Source organism: Hymenobacter perfusus (assembly GCF_003944765.1).
Classification (GTDB): domain Bacteria; phylum Bacteroidota; class Bacteroidia; order Cytophagales; family Hymenobacteraceae; genus Hymenobacter; species Hymenobacter perfusus.
The window spans coordinates 143,247-168,422 of sequence record NZ_RWIU01000004.1 but is presented as its reverse complement, the minus strand read 5'-3'; the positions used below and the strand labels follow the sequence as shown (position 1 = coordinate 168,422).

General features: G+C 61.2%; 25 protein-coding genes. 15 read left to right on the top strand and 10 right to left on the bottom strand.

Features of this window, described 5'->3' with window-relative positions; translation table 11 throughout:
- The first annotated feature begins 95 nt into the window (after positions 1–95).
- Positions 96–1,868 carry a hypothetical protein gene (locus tag EI293_RS13065; protein WP_125438517.1) on the top strand — a complete coding sequence of 591 codons (1,773 nt, stop codon included), beginning with the start codon at positions 96–98 and terminating at the stop codon, positions 1,866–1,868.
- 127 nt (positions 1,869–1,995) lie between these two features.
- Here EI293_RS13065 and EI293_RS13060 read toward each other — a convergent pair whose 3' ends face one another.
- A complete protein-coding gene (locus EI293_RS13060) occupies positions 1,996–2,229 on the bottom strand; it encodes a hypothetical protein (RefSeq protein ID WP_125438514.1) in 234 nt (77 codons plus the stop codon).
- 135 nt (positions 2,230–2,364) lie between these two features.
- Here EI293_RS13060 and EI293_RS13055 point away from each other — a divergent pair, with 135 nt between their 5' ends.
- From EI293_RS13055 to EI293_RS13035, 5 genes are all read left to right on the top strand, one after another.
- A complete protein-coding gene (locus tag EI293_RS13055) occupies positions 2,365–2,946 on the top strand; it encodes an RNA polymerase sigma factor (RefSeq protein WP_125438512.1) in 582 nt (193 codons plus the stop codon).
- Between the two features lie 96 nt (positions 2,947–3,042).
- Positions 3,043–4,233, top strand: coding sequence for a trypsin-like peptidase domain-containing protein (locus EI293_RS13050; RefSeq protein ID WP_125438509.1), 1,191 nt, complete (start codon positions 3,043–3,045; stop codon positions 4,231–4,233).
- Between the two features lie 283 nt (positions 4,234–4,516).
- Complete coding sequence (locus tag EI293_RS13045) at positions 4,517–4,771, top strand: hypothetical protein (protein ID WP_125438506.1); 255 nt, start codon at positions 4,517–4,519, stop codon at positions 4,769–4,771.
- A 142-nt stretch (positions 4,772–4,913) separates the two neighbouring features.
- Entirely contained in the window at positions 4,914–5,120 is a 207-nt protein-coding gene (locus EI293_RS13040) for a hypothetical protein (protein WP_125438503.1), read from the top strand.
- 34 nt (positions 5,121–5,154) lie between these two features.
- Positions 5,155–5,349, top strand: coding sequence for a hypothetical protein (locus EI293_RS13035; RefSeq protein ID WP_125438500.1), 195 nt, complete (start codon positions 5,155–5,157; stop codon positions 5,347–5,349).
- Between the two features lie 84 nt (positions 5,350–5,433).
- Here the strand turns inward: EI293_RS13035 and treF are convergent, their stop codons facing one another.
- Positions 5,434–7,017 carry an alpha,alpha-trehalase TreF gene (treF, locus tag EI293_RS13030; RefSeq protein WP_170170363.1) on the bottom strand — a complete coding sequence of 528 codons (1,584 nt, stop codon included), beginning with the start codon at positions 7,015–7,017 and terminating at the stop codon, positions 5,434–5,436.
- 142 nt (positions 7,018–7,159) lie between these two features.
- Here treF and EI293_RS13025 point away from each other — a divergent pair, with 142 nt between their 5' ends.
- A complete protein-coding gene (locus tag EI293_RS13025) occupies positions 7,160–8,092 on the top strand; it encodes an SMP-30/gluconolactonase/LRE family protein (RefSeq protein ID WP_125438494.1) in 933 nt (310 codons plus the stop codon).
- Between the two features lie 297 nt (positions 8,093–8,389).
- Positions 8,390–9,016 (top strand): helix-turn-helix transcriptional regulator, encoded by a 627-nt coding sequence (locus tag EI293_RS13020; protein ID WP_125438491.1) that lies wholly within the window; start codon positions 8,390–8,392, stop codon positions 9,014–9,016.
- Positions 9,017–9,118: 102 nt separating this feature from the next.
- Here EI293_RS13020 and EI293_RS13015 read toward each other — a convergent pair whose 3' ends face one another.
- Positions 9,119–9,535 (bottom strand): hypothetical protein, encoded by a 417-nt coding sequence (locus tag EI293_RS13015; RefSeq protein ID WP_125438488.1) that lies wholly within the window; start codon positions 9,533–9,535, stop codon positions 9,119–9,121.
- Positions 9,536–9,713: 178 nt separating this feature from the next.
- Positions 9,714–10,364, bottom strand: coding sequence for a helix-turn-helix domain-containing protein (locus EI293_RS13010; protein WP_125438485.1), 651 nt, complete (start codon positions 10,362–10,364; stop codon positions 9,714–9,716).
- Positions 10,365–10,626: 262 nt separating this feature from the next.
- On the opposite strand from EI293_RS13010, the gene EI293_RS13005 reads away from it, so the two are divergent.
- Entirely contained in the window at positions 10,627–11,475 is an 849-nt protein-coding gene (locus tag EI293_RS13005) for a hypothetical protein (protein ID WP_125438482.1), read from the top strand.
- 106 nt (positions 11,476–11,581) lie between these two features.
- On the opposite strand, the gene EI293_RS13000 is transcribed toward EI293_RS13005, so the two are convergent.
- Positions 11,582–11,821, bottom strand: coding sequence for a hypothetical protein (locus EI293_RS13000; protein ID WP_125438479.1), 240 nt, complete (start codon positions 11,819–11,821; stop codon positions 11,582–11,584).
- A gap of 48 nt (positions 11,822–11,869) precedes the next feature.
- Entirely contained in the window at positions 11,870–12,817 is a 948-nt protein-coding gene (locus EI293_RS12995; protein WP_125438476.1) for an HNH endonuclease, read from the bottom strand.
- 67 nt (positions 12,818–12,884) lie between these two features.
- Here EI293_RS12995 and EI293_RS12990 point away from each other — a divergent pair, with 67 nt between their 5' ends.
- Together EI293_RS12990 and EI293_RS12985 are read left to right on the top strand one after the other, a co-directional pair.
- Positions 12,885–13,556, top strand: a complete 672-nt coding sequence (locus EI293_RS12990) for a hypothetical protein (RefSeq protein ID WP_125438473.1) — start codon at positions 12,885–12,887, stop codon at positions 13,554–13,556.
- A 108-nt stretch (positions 13,557–13,664) separates the two neighbouring features.
- Positions 13,665–15,287 (top strand): Na+/H+ antiporter, encoded by a 1,623-nt coding sequence (locus EI293_RS12985; protein WP_125438470.1) that lies wholly within the window; start codon positions 13,665–13,667, stop codon positions 15,285–15,287.
- Between the two features lie 229 nt (positions 15,288–15,516).
- On the opposite strand, the gene ettA is transcribed toward EI293_RS12985, so the two are convergent.
- Positions 15,517–17,184, bottom strand: a complete 1,668-nt coding sequence (gene ettA / locus EI293_RS12980; protein WP_125438467.1) for an energy-dependent translational throttle protein EttA — start codon at positions 17,182–17,184, stop codon at positions 15,517–15,519.
- 371 nt (positions 17,185–17,555) lie between these two features.
- Between ettA and EI293_RS12975 the strand changes: the two genes are divergently transcribed.
- The 3 genes from EI293_RS12975 (at position 17,556) to EI293_RS12965 (ending at position 20,056) form a co-directional block, all read left to right on the top strand.
- Complete coding sequence (locus tag EI293_RS12975; protein WP_125438464.1) at positions 17,556–18,869, top strand: DUF349 domain-containing protein; 1,314 nt, start codon at positions 17,556–17,558, stop codon at positions 18,867–18,869.
- A 143-nt stretch (positions 18,870–19,012) separates the two neighbouring features.
- Positions 19,013–19,234, top strand: a complete 222-nt coding sequence (locus EI293_RS12970) for a DUF2795 domain-containing protein (RefSeq protein WP_019948259.1) — start codon at positions 19,013–19,015, stop codon at positions 19,232–19,234.
- An 81-nt stretch (positions 19,235–19,315) separates the two neighbouring features.
- Entirely contained in the window at positions 19,316–20,056 is a 741-nt protein-coding gene (locus EI293_RS12965; protein WP_246010633.1) for an ABC transporter ATP-binding protein, read from the top strand.
- Between the two features lie 54 nt (positions 20,057–20,110).
- Here the strand turns inward: EI293_RS12965 and EI293_RS12960 are convergent, their stop codons facing one another.
- The 3 genes from EI293_RS12960 to EI293_RS12950 form a co-directional block, all read right to left on the bottom strand.
- Entirely contained in the window at positions 20,111–21,298 is a 1,188-nt protein-coding gene (locus EI293_RS12960) for a lycopene cyclase family protein (RefSeq protein ID WP_125438461.1), read from the bottom strand.
- A 188-nt stretch (positions 21,299–21,486) separates the two neighbouring features.
- On the bottom strand, positions 21,487–22,350 hold the full coding sequence (locus EI293_RS12955) for an LOG family protein (protein ID WP_125438458.1): 864 nt from the start codon (positions 22,348–22,350) through the stop codon (positions 21,487–21,489).
- Positions 22,351–22,626: 276 nt separating this feature from the next.
- Positions 22,627–23,889 (bottom strand): ABC transporter permease, encoded by a 1,263-nt coding sequence (locus tag EI293_RS12950; RefSeq protein ID WP_125438455.1) that lies wholly within the window; start codon positions 23,887–23,889, stop codon positions 22,627–22,629.
- 142 nt (positions 23,890–24,031) lie between these two features.
- Between EI293_RS12950 and queA the strand changes: the two genes are divergently transcribed.
- A complete protein-coding gene (gene queA, locus EI293_RS12945; RefSeq protein WP_044000639.1) occupies positions 24,032–25,081 on the top strand; it encodes a tRNA preQ1(34) S-adenosylmethionine ribosyltransferase-isomerase QueA in 1,050 nt (349 codons plus the stop codon).
- Positions 25,082–25,176 lie beyond the last annotated feature (95 nt).

Here is a 25,176-nt window from a genome sequence, read left to right as displayed (position 1 = left end):
GAAATAGCATCCAAAAGGCAACCGGAAGCATCGGCTTTTGAATTTCTGACCAACGCCAAAAACCAGTAGCAAACAACCAAATATCAACCCGCCCCATGCTCTACGCTTTTGCTTTCTGTCTGCTACTGGCGGTACTGCTCACGGTGCTGGCCTTGCGCCGGCCCGATGGGCGGCGCCGGCTGCTGCGCGTAGCGGCCGGTGTGGGCGCGGCGGCAGGGCTGGGGCTGGCGGCGTTTCCGCCCACCAGCACCCGCGTACTGCCCGCCACCGATACCGCCATTCTGCTCACCGACGCCTACTCGCCCGATACCCTGCGGCAGCTGCAGCAGCGTCTGGGCGCGGCGGTGCCCGTGTGGCGCTACGCAGCGGCTACCATAGTTGATACGCCCACGGTGCGCCACGCCGCCGCCATCCGGCCGCTTCTGCCGGGCCTGCGGCAGCTGCACGTGCTGGGCCAGGGCCTGCCCGCCGCCGATGTAGCGGCCCTGGCGGGTGTGCAAATCCGGCCGCACGCCGATGGCCGACCGGCGGGCTTTCAGCAGGCCGCCTGGCCTACCGAGCCGCAGCTGGGCCAGACATGGGCGGTTTCGGGCCGGTTTGAAGCGGCCGGGGCCGGGCCGGTATGGGTAAGTCTGCACGCGGCCGGGGCCGCCCGCGACTCGGTGCAGCTGCCGGCCGGCCGGGGCACGTTCCGGTTGCGCTTCGCGCCAAAAGCTGAAGGCCGGGCCGTGTATACCCTTGAAGCCCGCCGTCAGGGCCGCCGCATTGCCCAAGAGCCGGTGCCGGTGCTGGTGCAGCCCACCCGGCCGCTGCGTCTGCTGCTGCTGGCCGCCGCGCCTTCGTTTGAATTTCGCTTTCTGAAAACCGAGCTGGCCGCCCGCCAGCACGCCGTGGCTCTGCGCACGGGCGTCAGCCGGGGCCTTACCCAGACCGAGTTTCTGAACCTGCCCAACCCGCCCAGCCTCGACCGCCTGACGCCCGCTATGCTGGCCCGCTTCGACGTGGTGCTGACGGATGCTCCCGCGCTGGCGGCCTTATCGGCGTCGGAGCAGCAGGCCCTGGCCCGCGCCACCCGCAACGGCACCAACGGCCTAGTGCTGCTGGCCGACGGAAGCACCGTGCCCCGGCAGCTGCCGGGCGGAGACGCCTTCCGCCTCCTGGCGCGGCCGTCCGCGGCAGCTTCCCTGGCCCAACCCGTGCAATGGCCCGATGGCCCGGCCCAGGCTACCGCGCTGCTACCTGTTGTCTTGCAGGCGCGCGCCACATTGCAGCCGCTCATCTTCGGCCCCCAACAACAACCCGTGGCGGCCGCGCGGCGGCTGGGGCTGGGCCAGGTAGTGGTGACTACCGTACCGGAAACATTCCCGTGGCTGCTGCAAAACCAGGCGGCGGTATACGACGCGTACTGGAGTCGGTTGCTGACGGCGGCGGCCCCGCCCCGCCCGGGGGCCGCCGCCATCCAAGCCCTCACCCGCTGGCCTTATCCCAATGCCCCGCTTCTGCTCCGGACTACCGGCTCTACCGATTTGTTGAGCCTACAGGCCGGTTCTGCCGCCTCCGTTCCGGTGGCTTTGCGGCAGGATGCGCACGTTCCTGAGTGGGCGGCCGGCACCTACTGGCCCGCCCAGCCCGGTTGGCACGAAGCGCGCCTGGGTACCGGCAGGCAGTGGCTGTACGTGTACGCGCCGGACCAATGGCGCGGACCAGCGTACCAAGAGTGGCAGCAAAGTCTCAGCCAACTGACATCCCAGGTGGCCCCGACGGCGGAAACGGCCACGCAGACGCAGCATACCGCTTGGCCCCGGTGGTGGGGTTATCTGCTGTTTCTGGTTTGCGCGGGCCTGCTGTGGCTGGAGGAAAAGCTGTAGCCCGGCCCAGACCAGGCAATTCCTGAACTCCCGGCCCGGCCTGCTTGTTGAGGCAAAAAAATACCCCGGGCGCCGCGCAGCGGAACCCGGGGTATGGCAATAACGTACCGGCCGAGCCGGCCCGTAATTACTTAACCTCCGTGGTGGTGGTCGTGGTGGTAGCTTCCGTGGTGGTAGCAGCCGGAGCTACAGCAGCCGTGGTGTCAGCTACAACAGCGGTGGTATCCATAGCAGGAGCAGCAGCTTCCGTCGAAGTGGCTTCGGTAGAAGTGGTGGTTTCTTCTACTTTCTTCTCGCCGCAAGAAACGAGAGTAGCAGCGAAAACAACGGCCAGAGCGGATACCTTGATGAGGTTCTTCATTTTGATTGGTAGGTTTGAAAAATTTTGTTCGAAAAACGCCCTTAATACCGGCAAAGGGAATTGGTAACCCGCTTGGGAAAAATATTTTTTCATTGGGTTACCGCATCGGGCACCACGTATTAACCCACAAAGCGAATGGGTAAGGGACAACCTTCCTACACCGACGAGGAGTTTGTGGCGGCCATCCGCCGCGACGACGACCGGGCGCTGGCGCAGCTCTACCGGCTGCACTTCCCCATGATTTCGCACTACATCCTGCAGAACAGCGGGACGGAGGACGAAGCCAAGGACGTGTACCAGGAGGGCGTGATGGTATTTTATGAAAAGGTCCGCGACGGTTCCCTGGAACTCAGCTGCCAAATCAAAACCTACCTCTACGCCGTGTGCCGCCGCCTGTGGCTCAAACGGCTCACCGAGAAAACCCGCTTCGGCGGCCACCTCGATGACCACGAGCCCTACCTCGAAACCGGCGCCGAAGCCGATTTGGAGTTGGCCGAGGAGCGGGACCGGCAGCTGGGCACCATGGCCCAGGCCCTGGACCGCATCGGGGAGCCCTGCCGCTCGCTTTTAGAGGGATTTTATCTGCTCGATAAATCCATGCAGCAGCTTACCGCCGAGTTTGGCTACACCAACGCCGACAACGCCAAGAACCAAAAATACAAGTGTCTGGTACGGTTGAAGAAGCTCTTTTTCAACCAGTATCAGGAACAGATATAGACATGAGATGAGGAGAAATGTGAACTGAGACGTTGCGTGCTGCTGTCAGCCCGAAGTTTCGGTTCTCATGCCTCAGTTCTCACTTCTAGATAAGAAATGAAAACCGAAGCCGACTATTACGCCTTATTCGACGCTTACCGCTCCGGCGGGCTGGCCGGGGAGGAGCGCACCACGCTGGAGCATCGCCTCGCCGCCGACCCGGAGCTGGCGCGCCGACTACAGGAGTTTGAGGAGGTGACGGGCACGCTTACGGCTTACGGCCGCCGGCTGGCCCTGCGCCGCAAGCTCCACGCCATCCACGCCGATATGGATGCCGAACAAGCCGTGCGCCTTACCCCGCTGGCCAAAGTAGCGGAGGAAGATGAGCGCCACGAGCAGTTTGCCAACGGCCGCGCCCCCCGGCCGCTGCTGCGCATTTCGCGCACCGAGGAGAAGCTACGTGCCTTTTGGCACGGCCACCGCGCCACCATGATGGTAGCCGCTTCCGTGGCGGTGCTGGCCGTATTCACCACGCTGTTGGGCCTGGAAATGTACCGCACCGCCCAGAAGCCTTCGTTGTACGGCTACACGGTGCTGCGCCGGGAGGTAGAGCGCATCAAACGGACCCAGCGCAACATGAACCGCGCCCTCAACCAGATGGACACCCCGCCGACGGAAAAAATCAACCCCGGCAAGTTCAGCGGCACCGGTTTCGCCCTCACCGCCGACGGCTACCTGGTAACGAGCTACCACGTCATTCAGGGAGCCGATTCGCTGCTGATTGAGAGCCGTGACCGGCAACGGTTCCGGGCCGAGCCGGTGTTCACCGACGTAGCCCACGACCTGGCCATTCTGCAGATCAAGGATAAATCGTTCAAAGGCTTCGGCAAGCTGCCCTACTCGTTTAAACGGGGCCAGTCGGAGCTGGGCGAGCGGGTGTACACGCTGGGCTACCCGCGCGAGGACCTGGTGTTCAACGATGGCTCTTTGAGCGCCCGCTCGGGTTTTGAGGGCGACACGGGCTTCTACCAGATCAGCATTCCGGTGAACCCCGGCAACTCCGGCGGCCCGCTGCTGGACGACCGGGGTAACCTTATCGGCATCATCAGCGGCCGGCAGATGGATGTGCAGAGCGCCGCGTTTGCTACAAAGTCGTCGTACCTCATGCGGCTGGTGGATTCGCTGGGCACGGCGGGCGCGGGCAAACCTTACAATATGTCGCGCACCAATCAGTTGGCCGGGACCTCCCGCCCCCAGCAGATCCGCAAGCTCCAGGATTACGTGTTCGTAGTGAAGGTATACGAATAGCTGTTTTGTACCTGCCAGAACTAAAAAGCCCCGCCGGATTTCGGCGGGGCTTTTTTTTCGTGCATTGCGTCCTACTGGTATAGCCGCCGCACATAGTGTCAAAGGGCGCTCTGGCTCCGCTGCCGCTGGCGGCTATTACCTCTTAACACCGCAAGATTTACCAGCTCTTTTGCCGACCAGGCATTTAGTCTGTATCAAAAATCGGACAGCTTCCGTACAGTTCCTGCGGTACCGCAACCGGCGGCCGGTTATCCAGTTTTCTCACTCCCCCTGCCTTTCCGTTATGAGCAGCCAACTCTCCCAAGAAGTCGAAAAAATCGTTCCTGAAGACATTATCAACACCCTGCAAAGTGCCTACAAAGTTTTTAAGGGCGAGCAGGATCAGTTGGATGATCTGTTGAAAAACGGCAGCGCACTGCTGCGCAAAGCCTCGCGGCGTTTCACTACTACTCAGCTTATCGTGGGTATTGCTGTGGTAGCCGGTATTGCGGTGTTTGCCGCTGCCAAAGCCGCCGAAGCCGCCACCGACGAGCAATAAGCGGCCTTACTTAGACGTCGTTTCCAAGAACCTCTCCTGTATTAAGGAGAGGTTTTTTTGTGCATTATTTATCTTTATAATTTTAACAATAATAATTTTAACTTATACTTGCATACTCGCAGCCAAAACCATCTCTGTTTCTATGAGAGCATCTTTCCTCTCCCTCCTGTTCGTGTCCTTATTCGTCGTAACCGATGTTGCGGCTGAAATCAGCAGCCCCGATGTTGCGCAGACCGCAGCTACTGGCATTACCACGGTATCCTCTGCTACCGAAGGGGTCTCCACCAACTGGCTCAAGCGCAAAAAGCGCCGGCCGGCCTACCGTCGGCTGCGTGCGCATCGGCGGTAACCGCTTTGTTCCACCACTTCATGTATTCCTACCCATGAAATCTTTAGCTACTTTTCTGCTACTGGCGGGTACAGCTGGTTTACTAGCCCCCGATATGGCCATAGCCAGCCCCGACCCCGCCAAAACAATCAGCGCGGCCAAAAAGAAGAAAGGGCCGAAGCTCTTCGGGAAGCGTCCCACAGAAACCTCCTACGCCAAAGCCATTCGTCGTAACGAGCTATTCCGTTAGCAACGGCATATGGCTTCCGGCTTATCTTCTCCTGAAGGTATTCCGGAAGCTATGCGCCATTTTATTGTACCGCCCAGCATATTCTCACGGCTTCGGTTTGGCGGCTGAGTTCAGGAAGTCGAGCAGCACGCCGTTAGTCCAGCCGAAGCCATCCTGGAGCGGGTATTCCCCACCGCCGCCCAGCGCGCTGGGGTTCTGCACGTTATATTTTTCCATCAGCTTGCCCGTTTGCTGGAACACCTGCTCATTCAGGGTTACCCAACGGGTGACGATGGTTTGCGCCAGTTCCTGCTGACCGTATTTTTTGAGGCCTTCCACGGCCATCCACTGCAGCGGGGCCCAGGCGTTGGGCGCGTCCCACTGCTGCCCGGTGGTGGCCAGCGTAGTTACCAGGCCTCCCGGCCGCAAAAACTCCCGCTGCAGCCCCTCGGCTACCTGCCGGGCCTGGGTGGCACTGGCAATACCCACCGTTAGCGGGTACACACCGGCCAGGGTACGCACCGGGGCGGGCTCCCGGCGCGTCCAGTCGTAGTCTACAAACCAGTTGGCTTTGCTGTCCCAGCAGTACTGCAACAGGGCTTTGCGACGAGCGGCGGCTTGCTTTTCAAACGTGGCGGCGGCAGTTTTTTCGCCGCGCAGGCGACTGGTATAGGCCAGTTGCATTTCTACCTCATACAGCAGGCAGTTCAGATCGACAGGAACCAGCTGGGTAGTACGGATGGACTCCAGCCCCTGGCCCGGCAGAAACCAACGGCTACTAAAGTCCCAGCCCGACGCGGCGGCGGCCCGTACGTCGCGGTAAAACTCCGGGGCGGCGCGTTGGGTGCGGCCGGCGGCGGCCACGTCCTCCTGGTATGATTCTTCGCGGGGCTCGGTGCTCTGGTCCCAGTAGCGGTTCAGCGCGGTACCATCGGGCATACGCACCACGCTGCGGCGGGCCAGGCCAGGGGCTACGGAGTCGGCGGCGGCCATCCAGAACTGGTACTCGCGCAGCACGGCCGCGTGGTAGCGCAGCCGCACTGCGTCGCCACCTTGGGTTTGGGCCAGCAGCTCCACCATACGACCGAAAAACGGCGGCTGGGAGCGGGTGAGGTAATACGTGCGGTTACCGTTGGGAACGAAGCCGTAGCGGCTGATCAGGTATGCAAAGTTGTCTACCATCCCCCGAATCAGCTCGGGGCGGTTGCTGGCCCGCAGCCCCAGCATCGTGAAGTACGAATCCCAGTAGTACACCTCCCGGAAACGGCCGCCGGGCACCACGTAGGCGTGGGGCAGGGGCAGCAACGAAGCGTACTTGCCCACCGAATCCTGGCCCGGCCGCTGCAATACCGTCCAGAGGGTATCGAGGTGGTGGCGCAGGCCGGCCTGCACGTGGGTGCGGTAGGTAGGGCCATTGGCAGCCGGCAGGCGGAAATAGGCCTCCACAAACTGCTTCAGATTAAAGCCCGGCTGCCGGTGCATCTGCTCGTAGGCGGCCAGAATCACGGCCGGTTGGTCGCGCGGCTCGGCATCCACGAACGTCTTGTTGTCGGGAAATACGCGCTGGAGCTGCACCGCCTCAAACAGGCCGGGAAACAGCTGGCGGGGCGAAGCCGGAGACGCGGTTTGCGCCGCCAGCCCATTGGCCACGCTCAGACACAGGCACAGCGGAAGCAGGTTTTTCAGCATATGGGCCAACAGAGAAAACGCAACCGCACGAGCTGCGTCGGAATTTAGAGAAATGCGGGGAAGGAACGTGCAGCTACTACGGCGCCGTTCCGTCCTGGGTATATTCGCGGGCCACGGTGGCCGTACTTTTTTCTGCTTTCCAATGACGATATCCAGTTCTTTGCTGCGGGCCGGGGCCCTGAGCCTTACCCTACTTTCCTGCTTTTCTTCCTTGCCCGTAGCGGCCCAGGCTCCGGCCGCGAGTACTATCATTGCCCCCGGCGCCACGCCCCGGCTGGTATCGCGCCAGTTCAGCTTTACCGAAGGCCCCGCCGTGGACAAGGCCGGCAACGTGTTCTTCACCGACCAGCCCAATAACAAGATCTGGAAGTACAGCACCGATGGGCAGCTGTCGGTTTTTCTAGAGCCGGCCGGCCGCTCCAATGGCCTGTACTTTGACCGGAAAGGCAACCTGCTGGCTTGCGCCGACGAGCACAACCAGCTCTGGTCCATTGCGCCCGATGGTAAAGTCACCGTGCTGCTGAAAGACGTGCAGGGCCGCACCTTCAACGGCCCCAACGACCTGTGGGTGCAGCCCAAACCCGGCGGCCTCTACTTCACCGACCCTTACTACCAGCGGCCCTACTGGACGCGCCAGCAGCCCGATGCGGCCCTGGGCGGGCAGCACGTGTACCACCTGCCCGCCGGCGCGGCCCAGCCCGTGGTGGCCGACGATAAGCTGCAGCAGCCCAACGGCATCATCGGTACGCCCGACGGCAAGCGGCTGTACGTGGCCGACATCGGGGCCAACAAAACCTACCGCTACGACATTGCCCTCGACGGCCGACTGCTGAACCGGCAGCTGTTCGTGGAGCAGGGCTCCGACGGCATGACCATCGACAGCCAAGGCAACGTGTACCTCACCGGCAACGGCGTGACTGTGTACAACCCCGCCGGCCGGAAAATCGAGCAGATTGCCATTCCCGAAAAGTGGACCGCCAACGTGTGCTTCGGGGGCAAAAAGCGCGACGTGCTGTTCATTACCGCCTCCGAGGCCGTGTACGTGCTGCCCATGCGGGTGCGCGGCGGGCGGTAGCCGGCTCCTCACCAGACCCCAAAAAAGCCCGGCTGTAGTTTCTCTCCGAAACCACGGCCGGGCTTTTTCGGCCTTGTCAACGGCTGAAAAGGCCGCCCCGACGTACCGCTGCCATTGACGCTACCGTATCTCCACAGTAAATCAAAAAGTTTATATTACATATATAAATAATTCACCATATTTACTTTCTCTCCGTGCTAGTGCTACCCCGGGGCCAATTGATACGGCTCCCGTCCCTCCTCCTATTGCTCGTTCTGATCAGTGCAGTGTGTCGTATTCATTTTACGTCAGGAGGCTATGTATGTCCCGTCGCATGAGGTGCTGCTGGTAGCACCGCCCACGTTATATCGGCAAGGGTTGGAAGGGATGCTGCGCGGGGCGTGGCCGGGCATCGGCATTACGCTGGCCACGGACAGTCGCTGCGTGCCGCAGTTGCTGTACCGGAAGCCTTTCGCCGTGGTTATTCTGGATGCGGAACTGCTGGATGGCCTGCCCGATTTGTACCTGAGCCAGCTTCGGGCCATCCGGAGCAGCCAGCCGCTGCTGCTGTTCACGGGGCCGCGCCCGACCCCGGCTTTGCGGCGGTACCTGGCCCAGGCGGGGCCGTGGCTGGCCTGGCTGCCCCGCCACGTAGTGCCGGCGGCAGTGGCGGCAGTGCTCCGCCCCTATCTGGCGGGGGCCACCCGCCCGGAGGCAGCCGGCCGGCCGGCAACGGGTGGCCCGGCCACGGCTTTCAGCCGCCGCGAGCTGGAAGTGCTGCGCCTGGTGGTCCAGGATTATTGCAACCAGGAAATAGCTGACCAACTGTGCCTGAGCGTGCGCACCGTGGAAAGCCACCGCCGCGCCCTACTCCAGAAAACCGGCGCCCGCACGCTGGTGGGGCTGGTAGTGCAGGCCGTGCGGGAAGGCTGGGTGGGCGTGTAAAACCCTATATTCTTTGCCAGGACACCTACACGCAACCGCCCGCCCCGGCAGTACCGGAGCGGGCGGTTTAAAGTAACTGGTAAATGGGGTAGAGACGCCCGCTTAGGCTGCCAGGGTGACGCGGTGGGCCGTGACTTCGGCCATGGCCTGTTGCAGCTCGGGTACCTGCACGGCCACCTGGCGGGCATCCACGGCGAGGCGGAAAGCCGTGACGGGGTTCTGGCTGGTGCGGGCGCCCAGGTCGCCGCGACGCTTCACGTAGGCGCGCAGGTCGGCTTCGGCGCGCGGACGGCGCTTGCTGTCGGCGGCCATGGCGGCCAGCTCGCGGTTGAGGTCGGCAATGTCGCGGTCCAGGGTCAGGGCTTCCTGGTTGAGGTCGGCGGCCCGGTCGGTGGCTTTTTCGTCGCGGTAGTCATAGTTGGTTTGCCGAACGGTGAAATCTTTCAGCTCCGTTTGCAGGTCGCTTAGTACGTCGTTGCACTGGGCCTGGGTGGTGAGCAGCTCTACGGGAAATGCCATAAGAATAAGAAGGGGGAAAAGATGATAAAAGAAGGGCTCCAACCGTGGAGCTTATGCAAGTATTATTATAAAGCGGCACTAAATCAACCTTCTTCTTCACGCCTGCTGAACCATTTTGAGCAAACAAGCACCGCCAATGTCCTATTTTGACAATCCCCGCCGTTCGTCGCCGGCACGGCTACTCCCCGGCCGGCGCGGGCGGCACCTGGCGGGCCAGCAGCGGCGCGAGAGCCGCGGCTTCGGCTTCGAGCGCTGCCACGCGCAACCGGGCCAACGCCTGCACGGCAAGCTGGGCGGGGGTGGCGGCGCGGCCGCCAATATCGGCGGCCAGCACCGTGAGCCAGCGGCTGAGGTGGGCCTGCTCGGCGGCGGCAGTTACCCCGGCCGGCGGCAAGGCGGCCCGGAGCAGGGCCAGCCCCCATTCCCGCCGTTGCTGGAGCACGCTGCCCTTGCCGGCCTGGTGCAGCTCCAGCCGCAGGCGGGCGGCCTGGGCCCGCACCTGCAACAGCCGGCGGCGCAGCGGCGCGGCGGCCAGCGCGCTGCCCAGGTCGGGCAGCGCGGGCAGGGCCAGGGGCGGCAAAGGCTCCGGCACCCCAAAGCGGGGCGCGGCCGAGCCGTGGCCGGTGGGCGGCGGCAGCAGCGCCGCCAGGTACCCGAGCCGCCGCGTAAGAGCCGCCGTAGGGGGGCGGCGGGCGGCTTCCAGGTGGGCCACCAGCCCCCGCGTAACGCCGAGGTAGCGGGCCAGCTCCTCCTGGCTTAACCCGAAGTGAGCGCGCACGGCGGCTTCCAGCGTATCGGAGGGCAGGGAGTGGGTAAGTGGGCGGGCCATACGGGTAAGCTTGTATCGGATTGCGGTGAAAATAGTCGGTTCGCTACAAATCGTGTAGCGGACTGCCGGAAAAATTTTCAATTCGCTACGAAAGCTGCGCGCCGCGTGCCTTAGGCGTTACCGGGACCAAAGATTCAGTGCTGACACGGAGGGATATGCGCGGGCACAGTGGAATCTTGAGCCAGCAAACCCAGCCCGGCTATTGCCCGGCGTTGCGCGGCCCGGGGCTCTTTTTTCTACTACCACCTAACTCCCATACCCCATGAAACACGCGTACCTTTTGCTGCTGTCCGTTTGCATGGGCATGGCCTCGCTACTGCCGCAGGCGGGGCGGGCGCAAACCACCACGTCCGTCAGCGTGGCCATTGGCAACACTTATGCCTTCACTGTACCCACCACAGTCACGCCATGTAACCTGGACGGCACTCCCACGGGTACTCCCGCAAAAACAGCCCGCGCACACTATGAGTTCACGATTGTCGATGCCACCGCTACGGCCTACATCATCACGTTTCCCATCTGGAGTAACAACCCCGTCCTGACCACGGAATTTGCAGAGAAGGAGATTACCCCGGCCGTTAAGAATGCGAAGGGGCAGGTGACGGTACCGCCCGTGACGGAGCCCTTGTTCTTCACCGTATCCAAAGACGACCTGGAGAAGAAAGTATACCGGGTGTATGCCCGCTGGGGGCCCCCTGAGGTAAGTACCGGCACCGTGATTATTCCGGTGAAGATGCGCTTCAATGAATTTGATTTCAGCCGGGACTTTTCGCTGGGGTTTTCGATGGGGCCGCGCTGGCGCATCAGCCGGCGGCGCGACCATTTCGTGCATCTGCTGGGTTCCTTCAACGTGAACATCGTGAACCTGGATAGCGCCAACACAAACGGGCGCATCCGGCAGGCCACCGATAAGGGGGCGCTGGGCCTGGGCCTGGGGGGGGTATTTGATTTCAACGGGGCGCAGGTGGGCCTGTTTACCGGCTGGGACTGGCTGGGGCGGCGCGACCGGAACGAGTGGGCGTATCAGGGCAAACCCTGGCTATCGATGGGCTTGGGCTTCACTATCTTTTCGCGCACCACTGCCGCCACCCCACCCGTTACTAAGCAATAGATACCCTAAACTCTCCGTGTGACCGGGATGCTCCCCGCAGAAAAACGGCCCCGTCCGCAGCAGTGCGGGCGGGGCTGTTCTGTTATGGAAAAGTAGTAGCAGGAGCTTACTCGAACAGCAGGCCGTCGAAGCTGATTTGCTGGCCGCGCTGGAACACGGGCTTGGGGGGGCGGCCCCCGCGCGGAGCCACCTCGGCGGCGGGCTCCGGCGCGGCCGAAGCCACTGCCGCCCCACCCGGTCCGGCCAAGGCCTCGCGCAGGGCGGTTTGCAGCAGCTGCCCGGCCAGGCGGCGGCTTTCCTGGATGCGCTGCTCCAGGGCGTCGCACTGCCCCAGTAGCTGCGCCACGATGCGCTGCTGCTCGGCCAGAAACCTCAGTAACCAATAGGTTTACTCTCATATCCCCGCCAACGCCTCCCGTCGGGGCCACCACGCCGGCTGCTCGGGCAGCCGCAGCTTCTCGCCTTCAAACTGCAGCAAGCCGTGCTCGGGGCCGCGCAGCTCGCGGAAGGAACTGGCTACCCGCACACGGTAGTCTTGGTCGATGCGGAGCAGATGGCGGTCAAAGGCACGGTGCAGGGTGGGCGTGAGGGCTAGGCCGTTGCCGATGGTATCGTCGTGGGAGAGGGCCCAGGGCACAATGTGGCAGGCGTCGAGCAGCGGGGCCACGGCGCTGGTACCGGTGCTGATAAGCTGCAGACCCGAAATGGCGCAGGTGTAGTTGTAGGCCCGCAGCACTTCGCGCTTGAAAATAGCGCTGCGCACGGCCGTTTCCACCTCATCGGCAAGGTTGAGATGAGTTTGGTAAATAGCGGCGGGCTCCTCCAACATTTGCCGGCCCAAGGTCTGCAGCGTTTCAGGGCCAGCATGCGGGCGGTAGCGGAAGCGCATCTGCGGAAAGTACCGGTCCAGCAGCGCCTCCCGGAACAGCTGGCGCGTGGCGGCCTCCTGTAGCAACTCCCACAGCGGCGCATCAAGGGCGGCACAGGCCACGGCGGCTCGCAGGTGGCCCAGGCTGCGCGGCGAGCCGGAGGTGGTGAGCAGCAATGGCTGGCCGGAATAGGTGTGCAGGTGCCAGAAACCTTCGCCTGTGAGATGGTAGTAGGGCAAGACAAAGTTATTGGCCCGAAACCGCCCCGATGTACTCAGGTCGCGGCAGTTGCTCTGGAAGGCCGCCAAAAGCTCGGGAGTGATGCTGATTTGGTTGTCGAGGATCAGCCCATCTTCAATGCCTTCGAGCACAGCCAGCAGCAGGGCCGGCTTGTACGGGGCCTCCTCCCCGGCCAGGCGGCTGGTGCGAAGCTTGCGGAAACGGGCTAGATAGTGCGCCAGTAGGATAGTCATGTGGGGCACAAGGTAGATAACCGCTTGCAGTAGTGCCGGGCAGTTGTAAGCCGTACTTTCACCCTGGATGAAAGCTGTTATCCTCGCCCTGTTGCTATTGCCATTTGTCGCCGTAGCCCAAACCCACCCGGCTCCTAAAATATCTGCTGTGGGCCGCACTCTGGCTGCCTTCGTGCCGGCACGCTACGACACGCTGCCGGGTGGCCGCGCTACCGGCGACCTGAACCACGACGGCCAGCTCGATGTGGCACTGGTGCTCAGTCCAAAGGCCGAAAATATAGACAACTACGACGACGAAACTATGCCTGGCCGGGTGCTGCTGATACTGTTTGGCACAGCGCAGGGCTACCAACTGGCTGCGCAGGCCAACCGGGCTATGATTCCCAAAAACGGCGGCGGCCAGTACGGTGACCCGTTCGCTGGCCTGAGCATTCGTAGAGGCGTACTGACCGTGAACCACTACGGCGGCAGCAGCTGGCGTTGGAGCGTTGTGAGCAGGTTCCGCTACCAGCAAGGCGACTTCTTTCTGATTGGCGAATCGATGTTTCTGACCCGTACCAGCGGCGACTGTGAGAGTCTTGACGGCTCACCGGGCGGCGACTACCAGGATACTAACTTCGTGACGGGCGAGTACGAAATCCGCAAAATTTCCGAAACCTGCCAAGTGCTGCTGCACCGCAAGGGACGCCGAACGCCCGTGGCCCTGCGCCGCCTGACTGACTACGCCCCCGAGCCGTAATCGGCCCGCTGCCGCGCACCGCGCCGCCGGTAGCGTTTCTGCCCGGCAGCGGCTACCTTCCGGCCCCGGGCCCTTCTTGGCCTGCCGCCAACCTAACCGCTTCTGCCCATGCCCCACACTGATTTACACGGAACGATTCTACTGGTGCTGGGGCTGCTGTTTGCCATGCTGCTACTGGTGATGCTGAGCCAGAAGCTGCGCATCTCCTACCCTATTTTTCTGGTGCTGGCCGGGCTGGCGCTCAGCCTGGTGCCGGGGCTGCCGCCCATCGTCATCGACCCGAACCTCATCTTCCTGATTTTCCTGCCGCCTTTGCTCTACCAGGCGGCCTGGGACACCTCCTGGCAGGACTTCTGGCGCTGGAAGCGGCCCATTACGCTGCTGGCCTTCGGGCTGGTGTTTTTCACGGCTACGCTGGTGGCCTACGTGAGCCGGGCCATGATTCCGGGTTTCACCCTGCCGCTGGGGTTTCTGCTGGGCGGCATCATCTCCCCGCCCGATGCCGTGGCGGCTACTTCCGTGCTCAAGGGCGTACAGGTGCCGCGCCGCGTAACCAGCATTCTGGAGGGCGAAAGCCTGATCAACGATGCCAGTAGCCTGATTGTGTTCCGGTTTGCGCTGGCGGCGGTGGTATCGGGCACGTTTTCCTGGCACGAGGCCACGACCAGCTTTCTGCTGGTCAGTGGTATGGGCCTGGGCATCGGGCTGGCGGTGGGCTACGGTTTCTACCTGATTCATAAGTACCTGCCCACCACGCCCAGCATCAACACGGTACTCACCTTTCTGGCTCCCTACGTGATGTACCTGCTGGCCGAGGAGTTCCATTTTTCGGGGGTGCTGGCGGTGGTGAGCGGGGGCCTGATGCTCTCCTACCACTCCCACCGGGTATTCGATGCCGATACCCGCCTGCAGGCCACCGGTGTATGGAACAGCGTGGGCTTCGCTCTCAACGGGCTGGTGTTTATTCTGATTGGGCTGGAGCTGCCGGTGGCGGTGCAGGGCCTGGGCAACTACTCTTTGCAGCAGGCCATTACCTATGGCCTCGTCATTAGCGTGCTGGTTATCCTGATCCGGCTGCTGTGGATGTTTCCGGCGGCGTTTGTGCCGCGCTGGCTGTTCCGCAGCATCCGCACCCGGGAAACCAGCCCCGGGTGGCAGGGGCCGGTGATTATCGGCTGGGCCGGGATGCGCGGGGTGGTGTCGCTGGCCTCGGCTTTGTCGGTGCCGCTGCTGCTCACCAACGGCGACGCCTTCCCGCAACGCAACCTCATTCTGTTCATCACCTTCGTGGTGATTCTGGTGACGCTGGTATTCCAGGGCCTCACGCTGCCGGCCGTTATCCGCTTCACGGGCGTGGCCCAGCTGGAGGAGCGCATGCCCACCGACGCCCAGGAAGCGGGCATCCGGCTGCGCCTGCGCCACGTGGCCTTGGCCCACCTGGCCCGCCACTACCCCGAGGACATCCGGAACAACGAAATGATTAACGCCCTCCAGCACCGCATGCAGGCCGAGGCCCAACGCACTGGCAATCTGCTGGAAGCTCTCGACTACGACGACTCCAAGCGGCAGGCGCTGCAACGCTACCACCAGGTGCTGCTGGAGGTGTTGCAGGTGCAGCGCGAGGAGCTGTTCGTGCTGCGCCGCGAGGACGTATTCGAGGAAGAAATGCTCCGCCACCAAGAAGCCCAGCTCGACCTCGACGAGGCCAAAATCAGCCACATGCCGCACTAAGTGGCGTGTAGTAGTGACCGTCATGCTGAGGGCGTAGCCGCAGTCGAATCACCTCTACCTCTAGCTAACTTCTTTGATTAGCACTGCGGTAGAGATGCTTCGACTACGCTCCGCTTCGCTCAGCATAACGGTCTCATATTTCCCCTGAACACCCCCTTCCCCAAAACCCAAACGTCCTCTCCCGGCCGAAACCAGAAGAGGACGTTGCTATGGAGCAGGAAAAGGCCGCCTAGCCCAGCTTACGGTAGCGCACCCGCTTGGGCTCCACGTCGCCGAGGCGCTTGCGCTTGGCTTCCTCATAGTCGGAGAAGTTGCCCTCGAACCACACCACCTGCGAGTCGCCCTCGAAGGCCAGAATGTGTGTGGCGAGGCGGTCCAGGAACCACCGGTCGTGGCTGATGATAACGGCGCAGCCGGCGAAGTTCTCCAAAGCGTCTTCCAGCGCCCGGATGGCGTTGATGTCCAGGTCGTTGGTGGGCTCATCGAGCAGCAGCAGGTTGGCCCCCTGCTTGAGCGTGGTGGCTAGGTGTACCCGGTTCCGCTCGCCGCCCGAGAGGCTGCCGACCTTCTTCTCCTGGTCGCCGCCGCGGAAGTTGAAGTTGCTCACGTAGGCGCGGGAGTTGATGGGCCGACCGGCCAGCAGCATGGTTTCGGTGCCGCCCGAAATGGTTTCGAACACCGACTTGGTGCCGTCCAGCGTGTCGTGCTGCTGATCGACGTAGGCGTACTGCACCGTGGGCCCCACCGCGAAGCTGCCGGCGTCGGGCTGCAGCTGCTCGGTAATCAGCCGGAACAGCGTGGACTTGCCGGCGCCGTTCGGCCCGATGATGCCCACAATGCCGCCCTGCGGCAGCGCAAAGCTCAGATCCTGAAACAGCAGCTTGTCGCCGAAGGCTTTAGTGATGCCGTTGGCTTCAATCACTTGGCCGCCCAGGCGTGGGCCGTCGGGGATGAACAGCTCCAGGCGCTGCTCTTTTTCCTTGGCTTCTTCGCTCACCAGCTTGTCGTAGCCGGCCACGCGGGCCTTGCTCTTGGCCTGGCGGGCCTTCGGTGACATGCGTACCCACTCCAGTTCGCGGGCCAGGGTTTTCTGGCGCTTGCTCTCGGTTTTCTCTTCCTGCGCCAGGCGGTTGGACTTCTGCTCCAGCCACGAACTGTAGTTGCCCTTCCACGGAATGCCCTCGCCGCGGTCCAGTTCCAGAATCCAGCCGGCCACGTTGTCGAGGAAGTACCGGTCGTGGGTTACAGCAATGACGGTGCCTTTGTACTGCTGCAAATGCTGCTCCAGCCAGAGTACCGACTCCGCGTCCAGGTGGTTGGTGGGTTCGTCGAGCAGCAACACGTCGGGCTCCTGAAGCAGCAGACGGCACAGGGCCACGCGGCGCTTCTCCCCGCCCGAGAGGTTGCCGATGATGGCGTCAGCGTCGGGGGTGCGTAGGGCGTCCATGGCGCGCTCCAGCTTGCTGTCGAGGTTCCAGGCGTCGAGCTGGTCAAGGCGCTCCTGCACGGTACCCTGGCGCTCCAGCAGCTTGTCGAAGTCGGGGTCTTCGCCGCCGAAGGCTTCGTTGATTTCCTCGAATTCCTTGAGCAAGGCTACGGTTTCAGCCACACCTTCCTGCACCACTTCCAGCACCGTTTTGGTGGGGTCGAGCTGCGGCTCCTGCTCCAGGTAGCCCACCGAGTAGCCCGGCGACCAGACTACGTCGCCCTGAATCTGCTTATCGACGCCGGCAATAACCTTCAGCAACGACGATTTACCCGAGCCGTTGAGGCCGAGCACGCCGATTTTGGCGCCGTAAAAAAACGAGAGGTAGATGTTTTTAAGCACCTGTTTCTGCGGGGGGTACACCTTGGTTACCCCCGCCATCGAGAAAATAATGGTGGGTTGGTCGCTCATCGGAAAGAGTTAGTCAGGGTTCGGATGCGGAAGAGAGAAGCTTGCCGGTTGCCCGCAGGTTTCTATTTTGCGGAATGTTCTGGAGTACAGGACCGAGCCAAGCGGGTCAGGCAACCAAGGAAGGCGTTTCAGGCTCCTCTTTGATAACCGCCCAGGCAACCGGTTCGTAGCAGAAAACGGCCCCGTCAAACGAGGCTGGGTTTCTCCTGAACCGGCCGCCTCCGGCCGTCGGGCCAAAGGTAGGCAGCCCGCTCAAACATTCCGACGCCCCAACCGGGCCGAAGAATTACCCGACAACGCGTAAACTTGTACATCTTTCCGGCCTGAACCTCCGACCTGTTCCACCTATTCGCTCCCCCCGCTATCTGATTATGGACTCACAAGACCACTTGCTGGCCGAAGCCCGCCGTTATGGCTACATCGAGGGCGACCAGGTGTGGCTTCGCCCGCTCCTCGACCTGCCCGCCCGTCAGGTGGGCCAGGTCAAAGAATCCGCCGATGCTTCGCTGGTGTACTTTGCCCAGCGCTTCACCCTCTTCCGCACCAAGGTGGAAGAGCTGCTCCAGAAGATTGAGGAATCGGAAAACAAGGGTTCCTTCCTGATGAAGGCCCTGCACCTCAAGGAGCAGGTGGGCAGCTACGATGCCCTCGGCGACTTCGAGGACCTGTACCGCCGCCTGACAGAAGCCGAGGAGTCCATCAAAGTCACCATCAACCGCAACCGGGAGAAAAACCTGGCCACCAAAATCGGCCTGATTCAGGAGGCCGAAGACCTGCACGATACCATCGACTGGCAGGGCGGCACCGAGAAGCTGAAGGATCTGCGCCAGGGCTGGATCAAGACCGGCCCCGTGGAGAAGCACCTTGTCGATGAGCTGGAGAACCGCTTCCAGGTTGCTGTAGATGCCTTTTTTGCCCGTAAAAAAGAGTTTCTGGCCGAGAAGAAGGCCATGACCAACCGGGTGTACGACCAGTACAAGGACCTCATTCACAAATCGGAAGCCCTGCAGAATTCCAACGAGTTCGAGGAAACTACCCGCAAGCTCAAGCAGCTCCAGCAGGCCTGGAAGGAAATCGACGGCTCCCTACCGCGCAAGCAGGCCAACGACCTCTGGACGCGCTTCCGGGCAGCCCACAATCACTTCTTCGAGCGGTTGAAAGTCCACATCGAGAGCAAGCGGCAAGAGCTGCCCGCAGCCAGCAGCGGCAATCCGGGCGAGGACAACCTGACCCGCAAACGCGCGCTGGTGGCCGAGGCCCAGGCGTTGCTGAAGCAGCCTATGTCGTCGGCCGTAGCACGGGCCAAGGAGCTACAGGCCGCCTGGAAAAAGGTGGGTCCCGTGCGCGGCGAGGAGTCAGACAGAGTATGGGAGCAGTTTATTCTGGCCTGCGACAAAGTATTTGAGATGAGTGCCCTGGAGCACTACATGCGCAAACGGCAGCCCGGACCTGAGCAGAATACGCCTCAGGAACAGGCCACCCTGCGTATTCAGGCCCTGCGCGAATTCATCAAATACGACCAGCAGGAGCAGGAAGTACTCAACGAAAACCTGGACAAGCTCAACGACTCGCCCGGCAATGAGGCCTTCCGAACCATGCTCCAGGGGAAAATCCGGGCCTTCGACCGGAAAATACGCACTAAAAACGACCTGATTGCCATGTTCCAGCAGCAGGCGGTTGGCTAGCTCAACCCTGCGTTGTATTTTACGTTGGCGTCAGCGAGTCACGCAACCGCCAGTCGGTAATCGTGTCATGCCTTTACCAACGGCCGGGTTTTTGCTAACGGCGTTTTACCTTTTGACCACCTTTTTTAGCAGCACACACGACTATGTACTGGACTCTGGAACTTGCTTCGTACCTGGAAGATGCTCCCTGGCCTGCCACCAAGGATGAACTCATTGATTACTCTATCCGCTCGGGGGCCCCGATGGAAGTAGTAGAAAACCTGCAGGCTCTGGAAGACGACGGTCAGCCGTACGAGAATATCGAAGAAGTTTGGCCGGACTACCCGACCAAAGAAGACTTCATGTTCAACGAAGACGAGTACTAGCAGCTTAGAAGTGAGATTATGAGAAGCAAGAAGTGAGACTATGTTCTGGCAGCCTGCCTCTGGCACTTCATCTCAGTTCTCATGTCTACGGTCTCAGTTCTTAAAATAGACAACCTGATTGCGGGGTATGGACAGCGCGTCCTGCTCCGCAATTTGTGTTTTAAGGTGCCGGAGCCGGCATTGGTGGCCATTGTGGGGCACAATGGCTGCGGCAAAACCACCTTATTCCGGGCTTTTACCGGCCAACTCCCGTATCAGGGCCACATCACGATGCAGGGCCAGGATCTGCGCACCATCCGGCGGCCGGCCGCTGACGGCCTTTTGGCGCACTTACCCCAGCGCGCCAGCGTGGAATTTTCCCTACCGGTGCGGGAACTGGTGGTGATGGGCCGCTTCCGGCACCACCGCTTCCTGGGGGCCTATTCTGCCGCCGATTACGCCCTGGCCGATGCGGCCCTGGCGCGCGTGGGCGCTGCCCACCTGGCTCACCAGGATTTCACCCTGCTTTCCGGCGGCGAGCAGCAGTTGGTGTGGCTGGCCCAGCTCAGCCTTCAGGACGCCACTCTTTACCTCCTCGACGAGCCCACCCAACAGCTGGATGTGTACTACCGCCGCCGCGTGTTCAGTCTGCTGCACAGCTGGGTGCAGGAGCAGCGCAAAACCATCCTCTGCATTACCCACGACCTTGACAACCTTGCGGAGTTGCCCGGCTACCTGCTCAACCTCTCTCGCCCCATGCCCACCTTACTCCCCCTCTCCCCCGCCACCGTGCAGGCCGAGCGTGCCTTTCTGGAAAGCGAGGAAAGCTTGGCGGTGAAATGATGAGTTGACGTTCTACTTGCGCCATTTGCGCGGATTGAACGTCAACTCACCATTTCACCTTTTCCCCGGTCGGCGGCGCAGGACGTGCCAGATGGAACGCAGGAAGGGCCAGGGCGTCACGGAATTCATGATCTGGAAGTTCCCGACCCAGGACGTACGCTCGTCGAGGAAGTCGAAAATACGCTCCACGGGGTTACGCCGGAACAGCTCGGTGAAGATGCGGCTGGTCTGCTCCCCTTGGCGCTGCATAATGTCGAGCAGGAGCGTATCGAACAGGCGGAACTGCCATTGGTCGGCGGTGGCGGGGCGGGGCGGGTGGCCGGTGGCGGCTAGGCCGGCCACCAGCCGCGCCGAGTGCGCCTGAATCCGCTTAAAGGCGTAGCCGGTGCTGGGCTTGGCCCGCCCGGCCCGGGTGCCCAGGTTGAAAACGTGCTGCCCGGCCGTGGTCGGCAGCGGATGATCCGTCATCGGAATGGCCCCGATTTCCACCGCCTCAATCCGAAAATCTGTGACGCCCAGCTCCTCCAGGTAGGTACGCATAGCGGCTTCGTACTCGGCCTGGGGCAGCGTATCGGCCGAAAACAGCGTGTACTCCACCAGCGCCCGGCGCTTGCTGAAGGGCAGCACATAGATGAACCGCGCCTCCTGGTGCTGCTCGCCCCGGAAGTCCATAAACTCCACCGTGGCCGGATCGAAGACATCGTGGCTGGTTTCGATTTCCCAACCCACGAAGTGTTGCAGCAGGTAGCGGTAGTGTTGCGGCTGCTTTAGCTTCACCAAGTCGGGCGGCCGGCTGTCGAAGGCGTATTGAGCACGAAACTCGCCCGCAGTGGTGCGCGCCCGGGCTTTATGATAAACATTGTCCAGCGTCTTCACCTTCGCCTGAACCCAGGTAAACTGCGGATTATCGGCCAGGGCGGCGCGCACGAACCGGTAGAAATCCAGCCCCCGAATCATCTTGTAGCGGTGCCGCGTCAGGGGTATCACTCGCTCGAAACCGAGGCTGCGAAAGGCCAGCTGCGTCCACTCGTGCGCCACAATGCCGTCGAACAGCAGCGGCTCATCGGCCCAGAACGACCAGGTCCGGTCGTTCTGGTCTTTGGCCTCGGGCTCCAACAGCAGCACGCGCTTGTCGGCCAGCCGGGGTTCCTGGCTAATGTGGTAGGCCAGACTCAGGCCCGCCGCTCCGCCGCCCACAATCAGGTAATCGTACTCCGGAATGGTAACAGGGGCAGAACTCACGGCGGCAGATTAGTGGACGGGACAAGCAGAAAACAAAAGAACACGAAAAAAGGCTGCCTCCGCAGAAGCAGCCTCTTTTCGTGTCTCAAATTCCAGGTCGGAAGACGGATCAACCGACTCGCTCAAATTCCGCACGGCCTCCGGAGCCAGCCGCGAAATCCGTCGAAAAATCCGTAAAATCAGTGGTCTTAGAAGTTTGGCGACAATAGGTACTTGTTGTAGAAATCGTCAATAATTTTTACGGCCGACTCGGCGTCGTCTACCAGCTGCACCAGGTCCATATCCTCGGGCGAGATGTTGTGCTCGTCCTCCAGCATCACCTGCTGAATCCAGTCGAACATGCCCTGCCAGTACTTGGTGCCTACCAACACGATGGGGAAACGGCCGATTTTCTTGGTCTGAATCAAAGTAATGGCCTCGAACAGCTCGTCCAGCGTGCCAAAGCCGCCGGGCATGCCGATGAAGCCCTGCGCGTACTTCACGAACATCACCTTCCGCACGAAGAAGTAGTCGAAGTTGATGATTTTGTCGGGGTCGATGTAGATGTTGTTGAACTGCTCGAAGGGCAGCTCAATGTTCAGGCCCACCGATTTGCCGCCTTCCGAGTGCGCGCCCTTGTTGCCGGCCTCCATGATGCCGGGGCCGCCGCCCGTGATAACGCCGTAGCCGTGGCGCACCAGCTTAGCCGCAATTTCCTCGGCCATCTGGTAGTACGGGTTGTCGGGCTTGGTGCGGGCCGAGCCGAAAATCGATACGCAGGGGCCGATTTTGGACATCTTCTCGAAGCCCTCCACGAACTCGGCCATCACCTTAAAGATCTGCCAGCTGTCGGCAATCTTGATTTCGTTCCAGTCCTTGTCCACGAAGGCCTTGCGGATGCGCTGCTCGTCGTCTACCTGCACGGTCCGTTCGCCGTGGGTCTGCTCGCGGATATCACTGATGGTCTTAACCTTGTTATCGTTGATATCGGGCTGTACAATCGTCTGGCCGCTACCCGCGTTGAGCGCTTCGTCAGAGAGTTTGGTTTTACTGGTTTTTTTGAGCTTCGTCATAGGAGCTACAAGGGAAAATCGGGCACGAGCGGGCCAGCCGGCGCATAGGCCGGCGGCCACGGTGGGAATGGTTCGCACCCGGGGTACACAAATAAGAAAAGGCAAAAAGAAAGCCGCCCCACGGAAGAAGGGCGACCCAAGGTAGCGACCGGCAAGTTAACAATTTGTTAACATTACGCTACTTTTTTGAGGAACTGCAAGCCATAAGTTGCATGCTCGTCATGCTGAGCAAAGCCGGAGGCGCAGTCGAAGCATAACTAATCTATGATTTCCGACTTACTTCGCCCGGATGGCAATAACCGGGTCGAGGTTGGCGGCCAGGATGGCCGGAATGATACCGGCTAGCACCCCAATCACCACCGACACCACCAGGCCCAGTGAAATGCGCGCTCCGCTCATGAACAGGGCCAGCCCGTCCTGCGGAATCAGGGTAATCAAATACACCAGCAGAATGCCCGAGGCCCCGCCCAACAGACACAGAAACACGGCCTCGAACAGGAACTGGAACAAGATGAAGTAGTTTTTCGCCCCCAGAGATTTTTGAATGCCGATGATGTTGGTACGTTCCTTCACCGACACGAACATGATGTTGGCAATGCCGAAGCCGCCCACCAGCATGGCAAACGAGCCAATAACAGCCCCAGCTATACCGATGATGGAAAACAGCTGGGTAATGGCATTGGCTAGCAACTCCGGGCGGTTCAGGGCAAAATTATCTTCCTCCCGCGGCTTCAGGCCCCGAATAACACGCACCGTCCCCTGAATTTCCGCCTCCAGATTGAGCAGGCCGGGGTCATCGTCGCGGCCCTTCACGGCAATGGTTGGCGTGGCCCCGCCCATGCCGTTGGTACTGAGCTGGAAGATCTTGGCGAAGGCAGTAAATGGCAAGTAGCAGTTGGTGTCGTTGCTGGGCGTATCCAACAGCTTTTTACCCTCGCGCGTCATCACCCCGATAACGGTATAACGCTGGCCCTTGGCCTTGAATTCCTGCCCCAGCGCCGAACGGCCCGGGTACAGGTTCTGCGCAATGGTAGCCCCGATGATAGCCACGTTGCGGGCCGACTTCATTTCCTGCTCCGTGAAGTAGCGCCCCTCCGCAATGGGTACTTCCGATACGCGCCGGTAGTCATAGCTTACGCCCTGAATGGCGCAGTCGCTCAGGGAGTTGGAGCCCGCCTTGAGCGTATTACCGCCGGTAGCCGCGAAAATGGCTATTCCATTGTGGCTGGCGGGGTTCAGGGTACGCTGCATTTCCCGGAACTCACGGACTGTGGGCACCGGCCGGTTGAAATACTTCCACCAGGGGTAGTCGCCGCCGAAAGCCCAGGGCCATTTCTGCACGTAAATCACCTTGTCTCCCACGAAGTTCATGCTGTCACGGATGTTCTTTTCCAGCGAATCAACGACTGTGAAGACGGCAATGATGGCAAAAATGCCTACCGTAACACCCAGCAACGACAGGATGGTGCGCAGTAGGTTGGCCTTGAGGGCCTGCCACGCGAAGCGGAAACTTTCCAGGGTGAGGCGCAGGGCTTTCATGCGGAAGTTGGGTTCAGCAAAAGACGTGGGAAGGGCAATAAGCAGATTTCGGGCGAAAAGTAACCATTCTTCCGACTATTCTGTGTAATTTCGCGGCTCAATTTTTTCCCTTAGGTTCCCCACCTATTGCCCTGTCTGGCCCATGAAGCTTTCTGAGTTCAAATTTGACCTGCCTGAAAACCTGTTGGCACAGCATCCCGCCAAAAACCGCGACGAATCGCGCCTGATGGTGTTGCACCGCGACAGTGGCAAAATCGAGCACCGGGTTTTCAAGGATATTCTGGAGTACTTCGCCGACGGCGACGTATTCGTGGTGAACGATACCAAGGTATTTCCGGCGCGCCTGTATGGCAACAAGGAGAAAACCGGTGCCCAGATTGAAGTATTCCTGCTACGTGAGCTGAACAAGGAAATTCACCTTTGGGACGTGCTGGTAGATCCGGCCCGTAAAATCCGGGTGGGTAACAAACTGTATTTCGGCGAGTCGGATATGGTGGCGGAAGTAATTGATAACACCACTTCACGCGGCCGCACCATCAAGTTCCTGTTCGACGGCTCGGATGAGGAATTCTATAAGGCTCTGCACGACCTGGGCGAAACCCCGATTCCGAAGGAATTCATTACCCGCGAAACGGAAGCTGCCGACAAAGAGCGTTACCAGACGATCTATGCCAAGAATACGGGTGCCGTGGCCGCGCCTTCGGCGGGCCTGCACTTCACCCGCGAGGTAATGAAGCGCCTGGAAATCAAGGGCATTGAGGTTACTCCCGTAACCCTGCACGTTGGCCTGGGCACTTTCCGGACGGTAGACGTGGAAGACCTGACCAAGCACAAGATGGACTCGGAGAATTTCGTGGTGCCGGCCGCTACGGCCACCATCGTGAATAAAGCACTGGATACGAAGAAGCGCGTGTGCGCTATCGGTACTACCTCGATGCGGGCAATGGAATCATCGGTATCGGCCCATGCCCGCCTGAAGGCGAATGAAGGCTGGACTGACCGGTTCATTTTTCCGCCCTACGAATTTAAAATCGCCAACGCGCTGCTCACTAACTTCCACACGCCGGAAAGCACGCTGATGATGATGGCCTCTGCTTTTGCCGGGCACGAGCTGCTGATTGAGGCCTACCAGACCGCTATTAAAGAGAAGTACAAGTTCTTCAGCTACGGCGACGCCATGCTGATTCTGTAAGGTAGAACGGCCAGCCATTGTGTTGACTGTTGCTTGTTGAAAGCCCGGCCGTTCGATAAACGGCCGGGCTTTTATGTTTGCTGATCCGTACGACT

What these genes read in the sequence shown, in the direction of transcription:
- EI293_RS13065 (WP_125438517.1), top strand. Translation starts at nt 96, where the DNA reads ATGCTCTACGCTTTTGCTTTCTGTCTGCTACTGGCGGTACTGCTCACG.
- EI293_RS13060 (WP_125438514.1), bottom strand. Translation starts at nt 2,229, where the DNA reads ATGAAGAACCTCATCAAGGTATCCGCTCTGGCCGTTGTTTTCGCTGCT.
- EI293_RS13055 (WP_125438512.1), top strand. Translation starts at nt 2,365, where the DNA reads ATGGGTAAGGGACAACCTTCCTACACCGACGAGGAGTTTGTGGCGGCC.
- EI293_RS13050 (WP_125438509.1), top strand. Translation starts at nt 3,043, where the DNA reads ATGAAAACCGAAGCCGACTATTACGCCTTATTCGACGCTTACCGCTCC.
- EI293_RS13045 (WP_125438506.1), top strand. Translation starts at nt 4,517, where the DNA reads ATGAGCAGCCAACTCTCCCAAGAAGTCGAAAAAATCGTTCCTGAAGAC.
- EI293_RS13040 (WP_125438503.1), top strand. Translation starts at nt 4,914, where the DNA reads ATGAGAGCATCTTTCCTCTCCCTCCTGTTCGTGTCCTTATTCGTCGTA.
- EI293_RS13035 (WP_125438500.1), top strand. Translation starts at nt 5,155, where the DNA reads ATGAAATCTTTAGCTACTTTTCTGCTACTGGCGGGTACAGCTGGTTTA.
- treF (WP_170170363.1), bottom strand. Translation starts at nt 7,017, where the DNA reads ATGCTGAAAAACCTGCTTCCGCTGTGCCTGTGTCTGAGCGTGGCCAAT.
- EI293_RS13025 (WP_125438494.1), top strand. Translation starts at nt 7,160, where the DNA reads ATGACGATATCCAGTTCTTTGCTGCGGGCCGGGGCCCTGAGCCTTACC.
- EI293_RS13020 (WP_125438491.1), top strand. Translation starts at nt 8,390, where the DNA reads ATGTATGTCCCGTCGCATGAGGTGCTGCTGGTAGCACCGCCCACGTTA.
- EI293_RS13015 (WP_125438488.1), bottom strand. Translation starts at nt 9,535, where the DNA reads ATGGCATTTCCCGTAGAGCTGCTCACCACCCAGGCCCAGTGCAACGAC.
- EI293_RS13010 (WP_125438485.1), bottom strand. Translation starts at nt 10,364, where the DNA reads ATGGCCCGCCCACTTACCCACTCCCTGCCCTCCGATACGCTGGAAGCC.
- EI293_RS13005 (WP_125438482.1), top strand. Translation starts at nt 10,627, where the DNA reads ATGAAACACGCGTACCTTTTGCTGCTGTCCGTTTGCATGGGCATGGCC.
- EI293_RS12995 (WP_125438476.1), bottom strand. Translation starts at nt 12,817, where the DNA reads ATGACTATCCTACTGGCGCACTATCTAGCCCGTTTCCGCAAGCTTCGC.
- EI293_RS12990 (WP_125438473.1), top strand. Translation starts at nt 12,885, where the DNA reads ATGAAAGCTGTTATCCTCGCCCTGTTGCTATTGCCATTTGTCGCCGTA.
- EI293_RS12985 (WP_125438470.1), top strand. Translation starts at nt 13,665, where the DNA reads ATGCCCCACACTGATTTACACGGAACGATTCTACTGGTGCTGGGGCTG.
- ettA (WP_125438467.1), bottom strand. Translation starts at nt 17,184, where the DNA reads ATGAGCGACCAACCCACCATTATTTTCTCGATGGCGGGGGTAACCAAG.
- EI293_RS12975 (WP_125438464.1), top strand. Translation starts at nt 17,556, where the DNA reads ATGGACTCACAAGACCACTTGCTGGCCGAAGCCCGCCGTTATGGCTAC.
- EI293_RS12970 (WP_019948259.1), top strand. Translation starts at nt 19,013, where the DNA reads ATGTACTGGACTCTGGAACTTGCTTCGTACCTGGAAGATGCTCCCTGG.
- EI293_RS12965 (WP_246010633.1), top strand. Translation starts at nt 19,316, where the DNA reads ATGTCTACGGTCTCAGTTCTTAAAATAGACAACCTGATTGCGGGGTAT.
- EI293_RS12955 (WP_125438458.1), bottom strand. Translation starts at nt 22,350, where the DNA reads ATGACGAAGCTCAAAAAAACCAGTAAAACCAAACTCTCTGACGAAGCG.
- EI293_RS12950 (WP_125438455.1), bottom strand. Translation starts at nt 23,889, where the DNA reads ATGAAAGCCCTGCGCCTCACCCTGGAAAGTTTCCGCTTCGCGTGGCAG.
- queA (WP_044000639.1), top strand. Translation starts at nt 24,032, where the DNA reads ATGAAGCTTTCTGAGTTCAAATTTGACCTGCCTGAAAACCTGTTGGCA.